The following is an 18,334-nucleotide window of genomic DNA, read 5'->3' as shown; positions in this document are numbered from 1 at the left end:
CAGAGCATAATTACGAATCCCGGCCGACCCTCTTGCAGGTTGTGTCCCCCTCACTCCCGGCACGAGCGGACCCGTGCCGCCCCCGCCGGCAAGTCGCGCCTACGTGGGGACTCTGGAGGTCTATGGCCCGAGCGCCTTCCTGAACGGCTCTCCGGTTGCATCCGGTGCCAATGCATACAGCGGCGACAATGTATCGACTGGACCAGGCACCAGCGTAATCGTCCACCTCTCCGGCAGCGACTTCATCCAGCTGAACGAAAATACCGACCCAACGTTCCTCGAAGAGGCGAGCTGCCTGCTGACGAAGATATTTTCGGGTGAGGTGTTTGTACATAGTCACAATACTTGCGTCGAAACGGACCAAGTCCTCGCGGCTATGGGCAGCGACGTGAACGTGGCGCACAGACCTGGCCGGACGGTGCTGACGGTGATTGAGGGCCGCGTCGTCATCCGGAAACCACAGTATCTCGTTCTCGCGCCGTCTCAGCAGTATCTGGTTGTCAGGGGAGTGGGCCAGCTCACAACGCTCACCCCGATGGACGCGGCTGCTACCGCCGCGTGGAGACAGCGATATTTCCGGTTCAGGGGGGCGGTTCCGTCTCTACCCTCCAGCCCGTCATCGCCGCCGCCGCCATCGCCACGGCCCCAAGCGGCACAAGGCGTGATTCCGGTCGTCCCCCCCCAGGCCTTCGCCTGGTCTCCGCGCTGAGAGTGGATGGTGCTGCCGGAATGGAAGCGAATCCGCGCAGACTCTTTACGAATGCACCAGTCAAGGCGGGACCTTCTTCACTCAGAAGCGCGAGGCGGACAGACAGTGCGGCGCTCAGAGTCGGATTCTCCAGCAACGGATCCAGCCGAATCGGACTCCCCTGTATCAAGCTCCCCCGCCCACGACGCCCACGATCCAATAGGAAGACCGGCCGAAGCAGAGCAGGCCGCATGGGCGTCGGCAAGGCGCCCGTTTTCCCTTTGCCTGCACTGCCTCGCGTGTGCCGAAGTTTGCTAAAAGGGCCAACGACTTCGGCAATCAGGTAGCCCCTGAGTACTGGTTCCACAACGTCTGGTACGCATTCTGGGAGAGCCTCACGCCCGAGGGGCCGGACCTTTACATTGACGAGCGGATGGATGCCGCGCTCGCGTACATGAGTGCGGAACAGTGGGGTGACTGGGTCTATACGACCCGCAAGTTCGATCCCGAATACAGACAGCGCTTCTACCTCTGAGCCAGCTCTGGTGGAGTTCCGTTCTGCGCGGTGGCATGCGTTGCCCGATTCGACAGGTTGCCGTAACACGCAATCGAACTGTCACCGCTTCGAGTACCGGGCGACGCAGGAAAGCGGCGTCCTGATGACAGTTCTGTTTCCACTCCGAGCGGATTGAAATGTGCCAACTCGCCTCTGCCCGAATTCAATCCTTTACTTCGCATCGTGATAGACGGAAATGTCGCCCGTCCCGGGAATGGCCCGAGGCCGGGGGAGTGGTGTGGTCCGGCGGCATCACACGACAGATGATTCGCACGGAAGGGAGGTTCCATCGAAAGACGTAGCCCTAGCGCTAACGTCCGATAGCAATGGGGTTATGTCTTTTTGCCCTGGCGCGTGGCGGCGATGACATTGAAGTCGCAGACGCCTCACGACCCGTTGCATCGAGCGGATTAATCCGCAGAACTGAACGGCGATTCCGTGCACGGTCCCTCGAGTGCGGGCAAGTCATCAGCTGTTGCCCTTACCGTTGTTGCCTTGGTCAGGCAACCAATCACATTCCTGACATCCGCGCCTCGTCGGTGGCAGGCGTCTGATTTCACTGAAACCGGAGACGTGCTTGCGACCGGAGTGGACAGGTTTGCCGCCGTTCGTGAAGGTACGGGGCGCGTTGGCAGTTATTTTTCACATTGATAATTTACGTTTAGCGATCAGATTTGATCCGGTTTGCAAATGTCGTGAATCGAGGCCGGGCGAAATGGTTATGGCGATCCGAAAACGATGGAAAGTTGGCCGATTTCTGCGTGAATTGTGCTTGAACGTGGCCTCTACGAAACCTATATTTCGATCGTGAGGCGTCGATTGACCAGTTGCGCCAAGAATCATAACGTCCAGCGCTAACCCGATCAGATTTTCAGCGTCAAACGTCACAGCACAGACCTTGTACTATCGTATTGGCGTTCCCGTAGGCGTGACACGTCACTCAGCCTCGGAGGATTTATACAACGTGTCAATATGATCAGGATGACGAATTATCAAGGAGATTGACACGGATTCGTCACTTCGCGGAAGCGGGCTCCTTTTTAATCAAGATAGCAGAGCTTTTGGAGGAGGCATTGGCGTGGATTCTTCGGAATCGCCGAAATGCAGCCAACACTAAGGCGTTCGATTGATTCGATGTAGTCGGATACGTCCATTTCATGGAGATTCAAGATGGCGACCAAACCATTGAACTTCGGCGAAGTTCAACGTTCCCTACAGCCGCGGGCGCCGCTGCGAGAGGCTGCGCCAACAGTATCGTTCGAATCGCCCCCGAAGCCTGTCAAGCTCGGCACTAGAGTCTTTCCGGAACCGGTGAACGGGACAATGGTGAAGCGGACCGACTTGCAGGGACGCTTTAAAGACTCGACATTGGAAGGATTTCTCCCAGACCACCTATCTTTCAACCCGCATCTCCCGGTCCTTGACGATCATTTGCGCAGGCACATTTTTTTTGATCCGCTGCTTTCACTTCCAGAAGGGAAATACATGACAACAACAGTATTCCCCCCTGACCAACGACGGGTTTTTTCCGATACGTCCTTCCCGTGGTGCACTGTCGGACGAGTGGATACGGGCGGCGGATGGGGTAGTGGCTGTCTTGTGGGACCTCGGCATCTTCTCTGCGCGTCGCACATGATGACGTGGAACTCCGATAACACTGTTAACCAGGTCACCTTCACACCCTCGTATTTTGACGGAAACGCGCCGTTCGGCAATTCCGGTATCGTTCACTGGTATGCATACCGAAAGGTCGTTGGACCCACAATAGGCATTGATGACATTGAAGAAGACTACGTGGTTCTGGTGCTTGGTCAACGCTTGGGCGACCTCTGCGGATGGATGGGAACCCGTGGATATTCGACGGACTGGAATGGCCTTGCGGACTGGAGTCACATTGGATATCCGGGGGACATCAGCGGGGGCACGCGACCAACGTTCCAGGGAGGCATCGCGATCGACAGGACCGATGGCGGCGCCACCGACGAAGCCGAAGAACATCGTGCCGATATCTTCCCAGGCCAATCGGGAGGTCCGTTTTTCGGTTGGTGGAGCGGCGAAGCCTGGCCTCGTGTTACCGGTGTCCAAAGCGCACAGAATCCCCAGACAAACTTCGCCGGCGGCGGAAACGATATTCCCAATCTGGTGAATTTAGCGAGATCCGAGTTTGCCTGACGTGCGAGGATCATCCTGTCACAGGATTCCACACTCATTATCCGGAACCTACGGACCCGCATCCTTGAAAGGAGGCTCTATGTCGTCCAAAACCCATGATATCGGCGCCCTCGCAAAGAGAATCGAAGCGTTTCACGCGGTAATTGAGCGTGTGCATGAAGAGCACAAAGCGGAAACGCTCATTCAGATCATCCATCAACCCGGATACACGACTCCTGCCGAGTGGGCGATGCTGGCGCACGCTCTCGAGAGCGCTATCAACCAGGCCGAAGCAGCCGCTAAATCGTACGCCGCGCTGGTAGGGGATGCGCAGATGGTCGCCGTGAAGGCTTAGACCATTCGCGAGCCCAGGAGCGTCACCAGACCGCAGTTTTCCGAGGAGTTTCAACATGAACGGAGTGAAGTGGGTTCTTATAGACGACACCAACGGCTCGAAAACGAAGGATGGGTCGCAGCTTTCGGCCGACGTTCTTTCACATATCGCCGAGGTGGTCACCGCGCAAGTGAACGGCGAGTTTGCAGATGAATGGGGTGCGCACGCGACGATACGCGTCGGCACGACAGATAATATCCAGCCGGACGAGTGGGCCTATGGGTTTGTTGGGGAACTGCCCAACGCCCCCGGGGCCAGTGCGTACCATGACATCAATGATAATGGCGTGCCTTTTGCCCTCTGTGCTGTAACAACCTGCGGGAGCCTCTATGGTCCAGGCGGTGTAAGCGTCGATGCTTCCCACGAGATTCTTGAAACAGCAGGCGACGAGGGAGCCAACCTGTTCGCCAATGACAACAAAGGCGAGATGCATGCCTTCGAAATGTGTGATGCCGTCGAAATGCAAACCTACGGCAAGACATGTGCGGACGGTACCGTCGTGCAGGTCTCGAACTGGCTTCTGCGCACCTGGTTCATCCCCGGCTCAATCGGACCGCACTATGAATATATGTCCCAGGCCGGGCTCGCGGGAGCCGTTGCCCCATCCGGCCCGCTTATCACAGCGGTGGGCAATGGCGGAAACTACCAGATCGTCAGCAAAGCCGAGCCTGGTAAGGATGTTTTCGCCTACAAGATTGCAGGCACACGCCGCAAGGGCGCTCATCCAAACTGGAGCTCCCGTGCCGGCCGCCGCCTGGCTCACAAAGCATACAACATCGGTCAGACGCTTCCCAAAAAGAGTTGAGTGGCAACGAATCAGATCTGGAACAACCAGAATGGCGCGAAGGACTTGGAAGTTCGTTAACGAACGATAGCTATTCAACCACCCCTTGTAAGGAGGATAAATGCTGCCTCCACTACTCAATGCGCTGAAGGCGAAACTCGACGCAATTGCGCTGGAAAACCGGCTCGACGACCGTCAGGCACAGCTTCAGGCTGAACTGGCGGGACTAGACTCGGTACTTGTTGAAGCTGTTCGGTCCAACGAAGCGATTCGCAATCTTGCCCGGGAACGGATACCACACGGATTGCACTTTTACGGGCCAGCGCCCGACGAGTGCCCGGTTTGCGGTCGGCGACTTTAGCGGTTCTCATTGTGCCACCCACAACGCAACGGACTCCGGGTGCAGCCGATGGAGGGGCCCTCCCTGAGTCGGCTTTCCGCGTCATTGAGGCAAAAGATGACGATGGAAACCTTTTGCCGCAGCACTTGCGCTTCTTTCTGGCGAAGGAGTGGACAGACGCCGGGAAGGGGAAGCCTCCACCGGATCAACATGCGCTGATGTCAGAGTTTGAAGATCTGGCTCGGGATGTGCGACAGACCTTGAAGGACGAAGCCGCAGAGCTCGAAAGCTCCTTCCGTCGAGTGCTGGCTGGCGCTCAGGGCACATTTTCTCCTCATGGCTTTCTCAAGAAGGCCGGCCAAGATGCGATCGCACAAGAACGACAGGAACTTGCCAAGCATGTGGACGAAAGGCGGAGGAAGCTTGAACTGCGATTGAGAGAACTCAAGCGCGGCTATTTCATCTGGTCCGCAATCACGATGTGCATTGCAATGGCTGTCGTTGCCGCGGTGTCGTACGGACTGTTATTTGTGACTTCGTCGCACGACATGCGTACATCAATCAGTGCGATGCGCATGCTGCTGTGCGGTGCGATGATCGGACTCACGATAGCGATGCTGTTGCGCCTGGAGGATCCCGCTGAAGAGAATCCCGTCCATGCCCTTGAGGTTCTACCTCCGATGTGGACCAGGTTGTTTCTTTACGGGCTGGTCATCGTTGTGCTTGGATTTGTGCTCGACCAAGGGTGGATGGAGGTCAAGCTAGGCGAGGCTTCGTCAAAGGCAATTCACACTTCACCCGGCGCAGCGTTGCTTTTCGGAGTGCTGCTAGGTGGAGCACAGAAGGCCCTGCCAGCGCTCTATAACCGATTGTCAGAGAGCGTAGCGAAATTCCTCGGTGAAGCTGTCACGCATGGAAGGGATAGGACGGCCCCCGGCGCTGCTGGCCCTCGTCAGCGGCGTGGCGGACGCGCCACTGGTGGTCAGGATAGGGGATAGCCCAGCGAAACTTGGGAAACCCGAGTAGTCAAAGTGTCCGTGGCCACACGCTCCCCCAAATCAATTGGGTACGGTTCACGGGGCGGTGTCGAACATCCCAATTCGGCCGGTCAGCACCCGACGCGTATAGCAGTCGCTGGCCCATCGCCTCAGCTACGCCACGCCGAGAAGAAGCGTCTACGCCATTTCTCCACGAAGTTCCACTTTTTACTTCGCGTCATCAACAAGGTCCAAGTTTAATTCGCATTCCGGCAAGCATAGTTGAATGCACGGGCTGGTTGGCTTACCACAGCACGGGGCTTTCTTTGGGGAGGATGAAACAGCATCACTTCGCGGGACGAGCGCGCTGCCCAGGCCACGGGGGAGTTGATCGGAGATGGGACGCCTGAGGAAGCGCACCGCCGTTTGGGACCGGTGCCGCGCGTCGGACCCGTTGCGGCGGCCCAAGGCGTTGGAAGACAGACGGCGAAGACGTTGCGCGTGCATACGCACCCGACGGCGCCTTGCGCACGGGCGGGCAGGCGGGGTTCCGCGCTGTCTACCAGTCGATGCGGTGCTTTTCTTCGGTCTCGCGATGCCGCAGGTCGTCGTCGGCGTGCAGGTACAGGCTCGTAGTTGTCAGCGACGCGTGGCCGAGGTTGTCGCGGATGAGCCGCAGATCGACGTCGCCGTCGGCCATGTGCGAAGCCGCACTGTGGCGCAGCCAGTGGGCGGAGGCGCGCTCGAGCTGCGCGGCGCGGGCAGCGTACTCCTCACCGCGGAGACGCAGCTTTTCCGCGGCGCCCGCGAAGATGCCCTTGACGATGGTATGCAGCGCGGCGCGCGTGAGCGGCTGCATGGATTTTCCGAGTGGCAGCACGAGCGGCGTGTCCTCGTGCGGCGCGGGCGGCAGGGGCAGGCCGCGCTCTCGGCGGTAGCGGCCGAGTTCGACCATCATCTCGGTGGAGGCGGGCACAAGCCGGTCCTTGTGGCCCTTGCCGGTGACCTCGAGCCACCAGCGCTCGTGGCCGTCGGTGTCACGCCGACAGAAGAAACGGCCCATCGTGTTGCCACTGACTTCGGAGATGCGCAGGCCAGCCAGGTAAAGCAGCGTGAACAGCCACCGCGCGCGCCAGTAGCGTTCGCGCTCCCGGTCTGTCTCGCGGGGCAGCGAGTCGATGTAGACCTTGACCTCCTGCCACAGGTCGCGCTCGAGAAATCGCGTGACGCGCGGCGCCGGGCGTCGCGCGCGCTGGCGTGAGAGCGACAGCGGATTGCCGGCGAGATAGCCCGCACTGACGAGCCACGAGAATAGGGCGTTGAGGATGACCATCGCCTGGCGCTGGCTGCTTGCGGCGAGCGGCCCGTTAAACGGGCGCCAGCGCGCATCCTCGCGCGGAAACTTCCGGCCGGCCGCGACCCAGCGCCCGCGCGGCTGCGGATCGGCGAGGAAGCGCTGGTAGACGAGCAGATCCTCGTGCGTGAGCGACGACAGGGGCTTGCCGAGCTGGACGATGGACCACAGCAGCAGCCGTTCGGCTTCCTTGCGGTAATTCTCGAAGGTGGTTCGGGTGTCTATGACGCGGGCCAGCCACGCACGCACGGCCGCGAGGTCGTCATCGGCGGCAATCTGGCGGCGGCCGTTGGCGCGGTTCACGCCGTTGCGGCCGTCGAGATCATCGGGCAGTTCGAGCACGTCGAGCGGACGCGGCGCGATCAGGGTGGTTTTCATGGATGGGCGTCAGAAAGCGGAAATCAACATACCGAATCGAAGGGGGGGCGGGGAGGCGGTATTGCTGCTGCGCCGTTTGAAAGCGGGTCAGGACTCCCGTGCCGTCGTCGCTACGCTCCTGAACAGGTCATCCTTGAGGGACTGCAAAATCTCGCGCCCAATCGGGATCCGGAAAACCGCCGGGCCAGTTTGCTGTGTTGCCTGATGCGGGGTAGTGCGCGCGGTCAGGAGCGTATCGGCGACATGGGATGAGTGCTCGATAACGGAAGGCGCGTGACTATGTTCGAGGATTTCCGTGCGGTAGACCGTGTACGCCAAAAAATCTGCAGCCTGAGCGCCCGAACTCCCCTTCGTTGAGACATCCATGGAGCCGACAAGCTGACGCCATTCCGGAGACACGGCTGTCTTGTAAAGATCGAACAGACGCCGCGCGTCGCCGATGTGCCGGTGTCCATCCTCAAGCACGAAATTGATGATGGTGGCGTCTGCGGCGAACTTCAGTCCGGACGCGATGTACTCCGGTACGAATGCCAGGCATGCACGAAAGCAGACCGCGTATTTGGTGTCCTTGCGTGCGCGCTTTGGCTGCGGGGCTGCGCCGTAAATGTTCCTGTAGTCGTCGTCTCTCACGATGACCGCGAAGCCGACCGGCAGATGTCGGGCGATTGCGCGGTCCAGTGCGATCGCAAAGCGGTTGGCGTCTGCTGCCTTCCAGTTTCTGAACTGTCTCGTGCGTTTGAACAGATCGACGGCATGAACGTGTTGCACGCCAGCCGCGCGGACGAGGTTGCGCCAGTCCGCGTCGAACTGGTCCCATTGTGCGGATGTGGCCAGATAGCCGGCCATGACGGTGATGGGCGATGAGTCATGCGTGCCGCTCTCATCGAGGTAGGTAATCAGGATCAAGTTGGCATCCCTGCCGTCTGGGCCTTGCCTACGAGGGTTAGCCCGTCGCGCAAAACCAGCCTGCGCCGAACATGGTTTCCCCTGTCGAGCTCGTAGACAACGTCCCAGCCGTCGAATTGCAGGGTAGGGATGCGCTCGGGCCTGCACCATCGCAGCTCGATGCCCTTCGCCTCAAGCGCCGCCTTGAACCCGGACTTCTCCAGCCAGTCCATGTGGACGGTCTTGACTGCTTCGTCCCACTTCACATGGTCCCTGAGGTCTTTGGCGAATGTGTAAAGCAAGCCGATCCATTCGATCATTCCGGGTCTCCACTGCGTGCATGAGCGAACGCTGGCATCGGGCTTCAGCTTCTGCCCCAGATGTCCTTGCTCCTGATGCGCAGGCGGCCGCGTTCATCCAGGTTTCCCGGCTCCGCAATCGCTCGAACAACTGCATCCAGAATGCGCCCGCTGTGCCTGTCGAAGCTCCGCAGGAGTTGTTCGTCGGATGGGTTGGTCAGCTGCTCCAGGTCCTCAAGGACCTCGTTCGATACGAAGACCGTGACGGGCTTTCCCTGCCATTCGATGTCGAACGGAACCCCATCCCACTTGGTGACGACCGTGGGGCGCCGGATTACGTTGGGTCGGTTGGCGGTGAGGCGGACGCCGGGGCCCGCGTTCTCGTCGCCGTGGACGAAGATGATTCCCGCGTTTTCCAGTGCCTGGCGAATAGCGTTGGCGGCGGCCGAATCGGCTGGGCGCTTCTGGCTTTCGGTGTCGCGCACCGAACTGAGGCCGACTTCTGCAGCCCTGGCGAGTTCTTCCTGCGACCAGTCCAGAAAGGCCCGGCCAGCGCGGATCTGCGCGGGAACGACGAAAGGCGTGCTCACGGGTACCTCAAGAAACGATTTGCGCTCACTTCAGTATAGGTTTTTTTAGTTTATTTGCAAGCAGACGATTTTCACTGATCCTATCTGTCTGTTCTGGCGCGTCGAGAGGCGCGGCGCGGGTCAGGGTGCTTTCATTCTGGCGGCTTCCCGGGTGTCACGCGACGAGCGTCGCACCTCTCTCACAGAATTTCAACATTATAGCAGTAATGTCAAAATTCAGACTCGAAATAGTAGAGAACAGACGTATTACACAGTAATATAACTTGTTGAAATCTACCCGAATGCCCCATGTCCGACGCCATCCCTGATGAAAGCCGTCTCCAGGCCGAGATCGAACGCCTGAAAGCCGAATTTCCGCACACGCGCGATCTCTACCGGGAAGTCTGCGCGCTGCTGTTTTTCCGCTTCCGCGTCACCCCGACGGCGAACCGCCTCTACCAGCTCGTCCGCCGGGGTAGCATGAATACGCCCGTCGCGGTGCTCGCCGCGTTCTGGGCCGAGCTTCGGGAGAAAAGCCGCGTGCGCATCGAACACGCCGACCTGCCCGGGGAACTGCGTGATGCCGCGGGCGAGCTGGTGGCCACGCTCTGGAAGCGGGCTGCCGGTGCGGCGGAGGACGCCCTGCAGGCGCTGCGGACCGAAGTCGAAGCCGCGCGGGTCGCCGCCGAGTCTTCGGTCGCCGCTCTGCAGGCCGATCTGGCGCGCACCGAAACGGCGCTCGAGCAGCGTACGACCACGCTGCTCGCCGCGCAGGTGCGCATCCAGGAACTCGAACAGGGGCAGGCTGCGGCCGCCGCGACACGCAACGCGCTTGAAGGTGAGCTGGCGCGTGCGCAGCAGACACTCCGCGAGCGGGACGCCGCCCTGGCGCAGGCGCGCACCGATTTCGCCGCCGAACTCGACAGGCAGCGGACCGGCACGGAACTGGCCGAGACCCGTTTGCAGGCCGCGGAGAAACGCGCGCTGCTCGAGATCGAGCGCGAACGAGCCGCGGCTACGCGTCTGCAGCGCGAACTGGACGGCGTACAGCAACGCGCGGCGCGCGACGGCGAGCGCGCACAGGCCGAGATCCGGTCACTGCAGACACAGCTGGGCGACCTGCGCCATCAGGCGGGGATGCTCGAAGGTCGTCTTGATGCGATGCGGGCGAGCCACGCGGCCCAGTTGCAGGAACTCGAATCCCTGCGGCAGAAGGCGTCCGGTTCAGGCAGTGCCGTACGAGGTGCCCCGCGGCGCGTGGCCCGGCAGTCAGCGGGCCCGGCGAAAGCCACTATGCGCAAGTCGGGCGCGAAGACGTGAGTCGCCCAGGACGCGGGCGACGGAAGGTGGTCTGCCCGGAGATCGGCGTGCTGATGCGCTATGGGGAGCGTGTAGTGCGGGTGATGGCCGAAGCACGCGGTCAGCGTGTGATTATCGAATCACTCGATGATGATGGCCGTGCTGTCCGGAGCGCGGTGAAGTGGGCGAATCTGGAGGCACTTCCGGCGCAGCTGTTCTGATCGGGGCTGTCCGGCGCGTTTTATCGAGACTGGTACAAGTCTTACTTCCGGAATGGACCAACTTTCACTTCATCGGACGGTGGCGGCATGTTGGTCTTCTCAATGGCACGGTGGGCAGAAACGTCGTCGCCCGCACAGCCTTGCGCGGCGGGCGTTCCAGCGGAGTGTAGCGGAACGTGCGAAATCTGACGAGCAAATCACACATTCGTGATAACTCCGGTTATCAGATGTGTGTATTTTCAAGCGGGGGTGTAAAGGACGGTTTTCGGGACCATTGCGCATACCCGTCCGTTTCGGTATGGTTTTCGACCACGCGTGGCGCAGTGACGACATTCGCATGGAGGCCGAAAACCCATGACCGAAACCGGAAAGCTGGATTTTCTGAGGACGCTTGAGCAGGACCGCGTGTGCCTTACGGTATTCGTGCCCACGATTCACGGCTCGCGGGAATGCAACGTTACGCCCGGGCGGGCGCTGAGGATGCGGCTCGACAGCAATGGCGTGCATGGACAGCTGCCGGGTTTGCCGCGCGAGGAATACGCGACGTGGTAGAGCCGGGTGGCAGCGTGCTTTGTTCAGGCCGAACCAGGGCGGGGAAGCCCCGCAAGAAGTCGATTGCCGGCGGCACGCTGCTCGAGCCGCAAACATGGCGAGAACTCAACGAAGCGGGCGGCTATCGCTCCGTGCATGGCGGGTAGCTGCGGCGCGGGTCGCGTGACCGGCCTGTCCTTGATGCCTGACAAGCGGGCATGTCGGTTATAGTCGGTAGGAAAGCAACCATTGAGGTAAAGATGAAAGCGTTGCCTGATTTCCTGGCACACAAAGCGATCTCGACCAGGCTCGAGATGGGCGCGTATGAATATCTCTGGCAGCAGCCCAGCGCGACGACGAAGACGCTCGCGGAACTGTTCGAAAAGAACCCGAGCAGCCTGCCGTCCGATCTGGTAGACACCGAAGCGGCCGAGCAGGCCGCGAACGAGGTCGTCGAGCAGCTGCACCAGCGCGGCATCAAACGATTTGGCATCCGCGTCAACGGCGCACGTGATTACCCGTCGCGTCTGCGCGATGCGAGAGAACCGATCGAAATGCTCTATTACCTCGGATCGTGGGAGCTCGCCGAAGCGCCCCGGCGCGTTGCGGTCGTCGGAACCCGCAACGTTTCGGAAGAGGGCGCCGCACGCACACGGCGACTCGTCAAGGAACTGGTCAAGCACGATTACACAGTGGTATCGGGTCTCGCACAAGGCGTTGATACTGCTGCGCATCGCGCGGCGATTGATCAGGGTGGTCGCACGATCGCCGTGATCGGCACGCCGATTTCAGAGGTCTATCCGAGAGAGAACGCGGACCTTCAGCGGCGCATTGCCGAGGAATATCTTCTGATCAGCCAGGTGCCGGTGCTTCGATACAAGAATCAGACGCCGCAATGGAACAAGCTGTTTTTCCCTGAACGGAACAAGACGATGTCCGCGCTGACGGAAGCTACGATCATCGTCGAAGCAGGGGAGACGTCAGGCACGCTGATCCAGGCCCGTGCGGCGCTCCAGCAGGGCCGCAAGCTGTTCATCCTCGAGAGCAACTTCCATAACCCGAGGCTGACGTGGCCAGCCAGATATGAAAAGCAGGGTGCCATCCGCGTGCGTGAGTTCGACGATATCCAGCGAGTGCTCGCACCGTGACCATGCCAGACCGGCTGACCGTCATCGGTCCCGATGAGCGTACCGCTCACTTTCATCTGCCTGTTGACGCCGTTGCCTGGTTTTGGGGCGAATACACGCCCTATGAGCACACGGCTGGCCAGAACTGGAATTACTCGCCGACGAACCGGCTGATGTCGAACTTCAAGAAGAAGATGAACCACCGCGGGCGCGCCGACTGGCCGTACAAAGCCGCTGCGATCAACCAGGTAGCGCTGGCATTTGCGCGGCTCTATGCATGGCCAGTGATGCATCAGGACCATAGGATCGCACTCGTTCCGATTCCCCCGTCGAAGGCGCGTACCGATCCGATGTACGACCCTCGCATGCTTGAGATGCTCACACGGATGGTAGCCCATGCAGGCCTGTCGCTCGACATACGCGACTGCCTTTCATTCAGCGGGCAGTATGGTGCCAGTCACCTGAATGGAGTTCGCGCGACGCCAGATCAGCTTTATGCCGACCTGACGTTCGACCCGGCGGTCGGACGTCCGCAGCAACCGCCCGGCAGCATCATGGTCTTCGACGACGTGCTGACGGCAGGATCCCATTACGCCGCCGTCTCACGAAAGCTGCGCGACGTTTTCCCGAATATACCGATATACGGAAGCTTTATCGCCCGACGGGTCATGCCTAACCCGTTTGCCGAGATTGCCAACGATTTCTAGCAAATGGGCGCGTGCTTAACCAACCGTAAGATCCTCATGAAACAAGCATTGATGATCGGCGCGCTGAGCGCCGTCCTGTTCGCCAATGCAGCCTTCGCAGAGGACCAGACGATCCACGATACTGTCGGTATCGCGAAAATCGTCCATTCGATCCCGGCCGCCGGCGGCGACATCGCCAGGCGCCTCTATGACTCGGGCGCGAAGATCGAATACGTCAGCGTGCACAAGATCACGCGCGAGGATGTGCAGGAAGACCCTGAGCACGTGACTATGTGTAGCGGCTCGATAACATAAATCGCTAGGGCTCGATAACAGCGTCGTTTCGGGACCACATTGACTGAGAATACCGGCGCGCCTGGGACCACAATAGATGAGAATGGGCTCACATTAATTGAGAACGGCTCGATAACATCGGGCAGGATCCACATTCGGTGAGAATGCTAGATGGGCACGCCAGCGGCCAGCAGATGATCATGCAATTCCTGCGTCCGCTCCGCCGGCAACTGCCCGCTGAGGAACGCGCGCACTTCTTTGGGTTTGGCACCCAGCATTTCGGTAAGCACCTTCGCGTTGTATCCGTTTCGGGTCAGACGGGCTTCGAGGGGGCGCTTCAGGAAACGGAAAATAAAGCACGTTTAGCCTGAGCCTGGGGGCGGCGAACCCGACCAAGCGCAAAGGGAAATTGCTACGTCGCAGCGTCGCAAGTGAATCGGGATTTTCCGCGAACTAGCGTTCTTCGCCTGGAACGAACGGGATGACACCCAGCCGGAAGGCTTCTTCCTGCAAATTGCGCGGGATGTGGCGCGCATCGACGATCATGCCATTGATTTCGATAAGCCAGACGAGTGGATTTCTGTCGAGCTGACTGGGAAGTGACCAGCGAGGATCGAGCTGGCCGATCTTCAGAAGCTTCAGAATTGCTCCTGAGCGGGCCGAACCGGTCTGGGCGCTTAGCCCGAAGTGCTGGCACAGGGCATCGGCGCGCATGTGGGGCTTCTGGGACTTGTCGAAGAGAAAGTTGACCCTCCCGATCGCGTAGGCCACGCCGCAGGCCCAGGAGCGCGCAGGACCGGTCACCAGTGGCGATGGCCGCTTGCGGCACAGGGTGGCAACGAGACGTCGGCAGAGGTCGCGGTATTCTTCAGTCAGGTGTTGCGCACAAAAGGCGTCGGTAAGCGCAATGATCTCGTCATACCGGTCTTGCATGGCGGCTGGCACACGCTCGCCGCGAAAGGTTGGCTTCATGGGATTCGCGATCCGTATGCGTCAGTTTCCCAGTTCGGCGAGCCCATGAACATCGCCCTCCCGCTCGATCAGGCGCAGCCACGTGTCCAGCTTCTCGCTACTGCCGTCAAGCAACCGGTCAACCAGGGCCCGGTCGTTCGCCTTACCGAGCATGTTATGTAGTCCAAGGTATGCCACGAGAAGGTGATACATAGCGCAGCGCAAATCATCACGTTCCCCCTGACAGCGTCGGGCATGGCGATGCAGATCCTCGATGGCAAGCCCGAGTTTCTCGCCGACATACGACAGCGGGATGCCGTCACGATCCTGTCGCGACGTGTACGCCGGGCCGTTGGCGTTCAGGGGAAGATCTGCATCATCCGGAATCTTGGGCATTGCGTGTCTCCGTTGCTGTGCTACCTGATCAGTGAAACGTCGGCGAACTGGCCATGCAGCAATGCTTGTACTTGCGGCCACTACCGCACGGGCACGGCTCGTTGCGCCCGATTTTCGGTTCTTCCCGGCGCATGGGCATACACGCCGGGATGTGCGCCAGTGCCCGCCGATGTGGCTCGAAGTAACGGTAGATATGGGTCAGTCCGGCAATCATCGTCTCCAGCAGTTCCTCGCGCTTTTCCGCAGGGATCTGTGGTGGCCGCATCTGCGGGTCGGCATTGTGCTCATGATGCAGCATCATGATCGGGATCATCGGTCCACCGTGGTCCTCGTCATGAATCAGTTCACCCCAGCTCGCGGGACGCATCTGCACACCCCACATGAAGCCGTGTGCCCAGTCGTTGGCCGGGGCAACACCATCCTCGCGCTCGAGCAATACGGGCAGGTACACGTTCGGCTCATGCAGCGTTTGCTGCAATTCCGTGCTGATCGTGTTCCAGTGACGCATGAGCAGTTCGATGATTTCGGTGGCCTGCCCGTCATTTTCAAACGAAAAATCTTCCCCCCAGATCTGCGGCAGATATTCGCCGGGAAACACGATGTCGGGTCCGCAAATTAACGCGACGAAATAGCCGTCGAGCGTTTCGATGTTCATCGCGGCATCACCGATGGAGTCGAGAAAACCGGCGAGACGGGCGAGATCGTCGTCGGCAAGCGGCTGTTGGGACGTCAGGTTAATCACGGCAGATTTTCTCTTTGCGAGGTCGAAGCGACTGTATCCGGTGATTATACGATGTCGAGCTTGCCGGGTATGGCGGCAGGATCGATCGCTGCCTTCGGCAGTTCGCGAGGGACGCCGAATCCGCAGCTCTGCCCCCGGCACCGGCCGCAGCGGCCTGAACCTGCCTGCCTGAAGCTTGCGGTCCTGTTGCCAGACGTAGTCGCCGGTCAGGTTGATGTGCTCCCAGCCAAGCGGCGACAGATACGGCAGCGGCGTGGTGTCGGCCCGTAAGCCGCGATCGCGCATGGTCTGGACAGCTCGTTCGAGGTAGACCGTATTCCACAACACGATCGCGGCAGTGACCAGATTCAGACCGCTGGCACGGTAACGCTGCGCCTCGAAGCTACGATCGCGGATTTCACCGAGGCGGTAGAAGAACACCGAGCGCGCGAGCGCATTGCGGGCCTCGCCTTTTGTTCAGCCCGGCGTGCACGCGGCGGCGCAGTTCGACGTTCTGCAGCCAGTCGAGAGTGAACAGCGTGCGCTCGATGCGGCCGATTTCGCGCAGTGCGACGGCGAGGCCGTTCTGTCTTGGATAGCTGCCAAGCTTGCGCAGCATCAGCGACGCCGTGACCGTACCCTGCCGGATTGACGTTGCCAGGCGCAGCACCTCGTCCCAGTTTCGCCGGATATGCTTCTCGTTGTACGTTTCTCCGATCATTGCGGCGAGCGCTGGATAATCCTTTGGGTTGCCTGGCACGTACAGCTTCATGTCGCTGAGATCGCGGATCCGCGGCGCGAACCGGAAACCAAGCAGATGCATCAGCGCAAAGACGTGATCGGTAAAACCATTGGTGTCGGTGTAGTGTTCCTGAATGTGCAGGTCAGATTCGTGATACAGCAGCCCGTCGAGTACATAGGTCGAATCGCGCACGCCGACGTTCACGAGGCTCGGATAGAACGGCGCGTACTGGTCGGAGATGTGCGTATAGAACATGCGCCCGGGCTCAGCGCCGTATTTAGGATTCACGTGTCCCGTGCTCTCGGCCTTGCTGCCCGCGCGGAAGCGCTGCCCGTCGGATGATGAGGTGGTGCCATCGCCCCAGTGGGCCGCAAAGGGATGGGCGAACTGCGCGTTGACGAGTTCAGCCAGCGCCTGTGAGTAGGTTTCGTCGCGGATGTGCCACGCCTGCAGCCACGACAGTTTCGCGTAGGTGGTACCGGGGCAGGCTTCGGCCATCTTCGTCAGTCCGAGGTTGATCGCGTCGGCCAGGACCGTCGTGAGCAGCAGGGTCTTGTCTTTCGCTGTCTCACCGGTCTTCAGGTGCGTAAAGTGGCGGGTGAAACCGGTCCACGCATCAACCTCCATCAGCAACTCGGTGATTTTAACGCGCGGCAGCATGACCGATGTCTGGTCAATGAGTGCCTGGGCCGCCTCGGGTACCGCGGCATCGAGCGGCGTCATTTTCAGGCCCGATTCCGTGATGATCGCATCGGGCAGCCCGTTATCGGCGGCGAGGCGGTTGACGGTTGCCAGTCGCTGCTCCAGCAACTGCCGCCGCTCGTTCAGGTAACGGTCGCAATCAGCGATGATCGGCAGCGGCAAGACATTGCCCTGCAGGATCGCCTGGAAATTCTCTGTCGGCAGCAGGTAGTCGTCAAAGTCCCTGAACTGGCGTGAGCCCTGCACCCAGATGTCGCCTGAGCGTAGCGCGTTCTTTAGTTCGGCGAGCGCGCATAGTTCGTAGTAGCGGCGATCGATACCGCTGTCGGGCATCACGAGTGGTTTCCAGCGTGGCTTGACGAAGGCTGTGGGCGCGTCAGCAGGCATTTTTCGCACTCCCTCGTTGTCCATGGCGCGGATCGTATCGACGGCTTCAAGTACATCCATCGCCGCAGGAGCGGCGCGTAGTTTCAGGATGTCCAGGTACGCCGGGACGTACCGCCGCAGTGTCGCATAATGATCCCCGATCTGATGCAGAAAATCGAACGCTTCGGGCTGGGCGAGCTGCTCGGTTTCGCTGACGCTTTTCGTGAAGGCATCCCACGACATGACGGATTCGATCGCCTTGAACGCGTCGCCGCCGTTTTCCTTGGCTTCCAGCAGAGCCCGGCCCAGCTTCCCGTACAGTCTCACCTTGTCGTTGATGGCTTTTCCCGAACGATGAAACTGCACCTGATGCTTCTTTTTCGCGGCGTTGAAGAGCCGCCCGATGATGCGGTCGTGCAGGTCGACGATCTCGTCGGTGACCGTCGCCGTAGCTTCGATCACGATGGCCACCTGAGTGGCGTGACGGCGTCGCTTTTCAAATCTGGCCAGGTCGGCCGGCGTCATCTGTGCGCCTTCGCGGGCAATCTTGAGCAGGCGATTCCGGTGCACCATCCGGTCGAGGCCCGCGGGCAGGTCAATGGCCTGAAGGATTTTCAGGCGATCGATATGCTTGAGCATCTGGCGTGAACTCGCCTTCCCCGGCGGCAGCCGCAGCCATGCGAGCCATGTCATGCGGCCATCATCACGGCCAACTGATTGCGGGTTTCTTCCAGCTGGCGGAATCGGTTGAAATGGCCGCCGGGCTTGGGTTCTACCCGCCTGACACGAATCGGCTAGAATCCCAATGCTTTGAAGGTCGAAATGGCCGAAAGGCAGTCGTGGCAAGAGATTCCAACGAAATTGAGCGTCGAAGAGTTCGAGCAATTTGTCTGGCCGCATCTGAGCAAGGGCCGTCGCGGACC

Annotated in this window: 18 protein-coding genes and 1 pseudogene; 11 read left to right on the top strand and 8 right to left on the bottom strand. The window is 60.3% G+C overall.

Going from position 1 to position 18,334, the window contains the following annotated elements; all coding sequences use genetic code 11:
• The first annotated feature begins 989 nt into the window (after positions 1-989).
• From BN2475_RS31675 to BN2475_RS31655, 5 genes are all read left to right on the top strand, one after another.
• Positions 990-1,223 carry a hypothetical protein gene (locus BN2475_RS31675; RefSeq protein WP_094783315.1) on the top strand — a complete coding sequence of 78 codons (234 nt, stop codon included), beginning with the start codon at positions 990-992 and terminating at the stop codon, positions 1,221-1,223.
• Positions 1,224-2,414: 1,191 nt separating this feature from the next.
• Positions 2,415-3,416, top strand: a complete 1,002-nt coding sequence (locus BN2475_RS34035) for a trypsin-like serine peptidase (protein ID WP_143326008.1) — start codon at positions 2,415-2,417, stop codon at positions 3,414-3,416.
• Positions 3,417-3,495: 79 nt separating this feature from the next.
• Positions 3,496-3,750: a hypothetical protein gene (locus tag BN2475_RS31665; RefSeq protein ID WP_094783313.1), complete on the top strand. Its 255-nt coding sequence runs from the start codon at positions 3,496-3,498 to the stop codon at positions 3,748-3,750.
• Between the two features lie 55 nt (positions 3,751-3,805).
• Positions 3,806-4,594 (top strand): hypothetical protein, encoded by a 789-nt coding sequence (locus BN2475_RS31660; RefSeq protein WP_094783312.1) that lies wholly within the window; start codon positions 3,806-3,808, stop codon positions 4,592-4,594.
• A 453-nt stretch (positions 4,595-5,047) separates the two neighbouring features.
• A complete protein-coding gene (locus BN2475_RS31655) occupies positions 5,048-5,911 on the top strand; it encodes a hypothetical protein (RefSeq protein ID WP_143326006.1) in 864 nt (287 codons plus the stop codon).
• Positions 5,912-6,449: 538 nt separating this feature from the next.
• Here BN2475_RS31655 and BN2475_RS31650 read toward each other — a convergent pair.
• The 4 genes from BN2475_RS31650 to BN2475_RS34470 form a co-directional block, all read right to left on the bottom strand.
• Complete coding sequence (locus tag BN2475_RS31650; protein WP_094783310.1) at positions 6,450-7,622, bottom strand: tyrosine-type recombinase/integrase; 1,173 nt, start codon at positions 7,620-7,622, stop codon at positions 6,450-6,452.
• 87 nt (positions 7,623-7,709) lie between these two features.
• Positions 7,710-8,528 carry a DUF3800 domain-containing protein gene (locus tag BN2475_RS31645; RefSeq protein WP_159444642.1) on the bottom strand — a complete coding sequence of 273 codons (819 nt, stop codon included), beginning with the start codon at positions 8,526-8,528 and terminating at the stop codon, positions 7,710-7,712.
• Complete coding sequence (locus tag BN2475_RS34475) at positions 8,525-8,827, bottom strand: hypothetical protein (RefSeq protein WP_159444641.1); 303 nt, start codon at positions 8,825-8,827, stop codon at positions 8,525-8,527. The genes BN2475_RS31645 and BN2475_RS34475 overlap by 4 nt, the downstream gene beginning before the upstream one ends.
• Before the next feature lie 44 nt (positions 8,828-8,871).
• Positions 8,872-9,396 (bottom strand): DUF1488 family protein, encoded by a 525-nt coding sequence (locus BN2475_RS34470; RefSeq protein WP_159444640.1) that lies wholly within the window; start codon positions 9,394-9,396, stop codon positions 8,872-8,874.
• A gap of 288 nt (positions 9,397-9,684) precedes the next feature.
• Between BN2475_RS34470 and BN2475_RS31635 the strand changes: the two genes are divergently transcribed.
• The 6 genes from BN2475_RS31635 to BN2475_RS31615 all read left to right on the top strand — a co-directional run bounded on the left by BN2475_RS31635 (position 9,685) and on the right by BN2475_RS31615 (position 13,554).
• On the top strand, positions 9,685-10,695 hold the full coding sequence (locus tag BN2475_RS31635; RefSeq protein ID WP_094783308.1) for a DNA-binding protein: 1,011 nt from the start codon (positions 9,685-9,687) through the stop codon (positions 10,693-10,695).
• A 47-nt stretch (positions 10,696-10,742) separates the two neighbouring features.
• Positions 10,743-10,895: a hypothetical protein gene (locus tag BN2475_RS34465; protein WP_159444639.1), complete on the top strand. Its 153-nt coding sequence runs from the start codon at positions 10,743-10,745 to the stop codon at positions 10,893-10,895.
• A gap of 354 nt (positions 10,896-11,249) precedes the next feature.
• Positions 11,250-11,447, top strand: a complete 198-nt coding sequence (locus BN2475_RS31630) for a hypothetical protein (protein ID WP_094783307.1) — start codon at positions 11,250-11,252, stop codon at positions 11,445-11,447.
• 239 nt (positions 11,448-11,686) lie between these two features.
• The gene (locus BN2475_RS31625) at positions 11,687-12,574 is read left to right on the top strand and encodes a DNA-processing protein DprA (RefSeq protein ID WP_094783306.1); all 888 of its coding nucleotides are present in this window, start codon (positions 11,687-11,689) and stop codon (positions 12,572-12,574) included.
• Positions 12,571-13,260, top strand: coding sequence for a hypothetical protein (locus BN2475_RS31620; RefSeq protein WP_143326003.1), 690 nt, complete (start codon positions 12,571-12,573; stop codon positions 13,258-13,260). The genes BN2475_RS31625 and BN2475_RS31620 overlap by 4 nt, the downstream gene beginning before the upstream one ends.
• 36 nt (positions 13,261-13,296) lie before the next feature.
• On the top strand, positions 13,297-13,554 hold the full coding sequence (locus tag BN2475_RS31615; protein WP_143326002.1) for a hypothetical protein: 258 nt from the start codon (positions 13,297-13,299) through the stop codon (positions 13,552-13,554).
• Between the two features lie 432 nt (positions 13,555-13,986).
• On the opposite strand, the gene BN2475_RS31605 is transcribed toward BN2475_RS31615, so the two are convergent.
• The 4 genes and pseudogenes from BN2475_RS31605 to BN2475_RS31590 form a co-directional block, all read right to left on the bottom strand.
• Entirely contained in the window at positions 13,987-14,505 is a 519-nt protein-coding gene (locus BN2475_RS31605; RefSeq protein WP_094783302.1) for a DUF6398 domain-containing protein, read from the bottom strand.
• A gap of 21 nt (positions 14,506-14,526) precedes the next feature.
• On the bottom strand, positions 14,527-14,880 hold the full coding sequence (locus BN2475_RS31600) for a hypothetical protein (protein ID WP_094783301.1): 354 nt from the start codon (positions 14,878-14,880) through the stop codon (positions 14,527-14,529).
• Positions 14,881-14,908: 28 nt separating this feature from the next.
• Positions 14,909-15,622, bottom strand: a complete 714-nt coding sequence (locus BN2475_RS31595; RefSeq protein ID WP_094783300.1) for a UPF0149 family protein — start codon at positions 15,620-15,622, stop codon at positions 14,909-14,911.
• 129 nt (positions 15,623-15,751) lie between these two features.
• Positions 15,752-18,334 (bottom strand): annotated as a pseudogene (locus BN2475_RS31590) (Tn3 family transposase); the annotation flags it as partial.

Origin of the sequence: Paraburkholderia ribeironis (genome assembly GCF_900019265.1) — a bacterium.
GTDB lineage: Bacteria > Pseudomonadota > Gammaproteobacteria > Burkholderiales > Burkholderiaceae > Paraburkholderia > Paraburkholderia ribeironis.
Note: the sequence above shows the minus strand (reverse complement) of the source record. Positions and strands in the feature narration are given on the sequence as shown.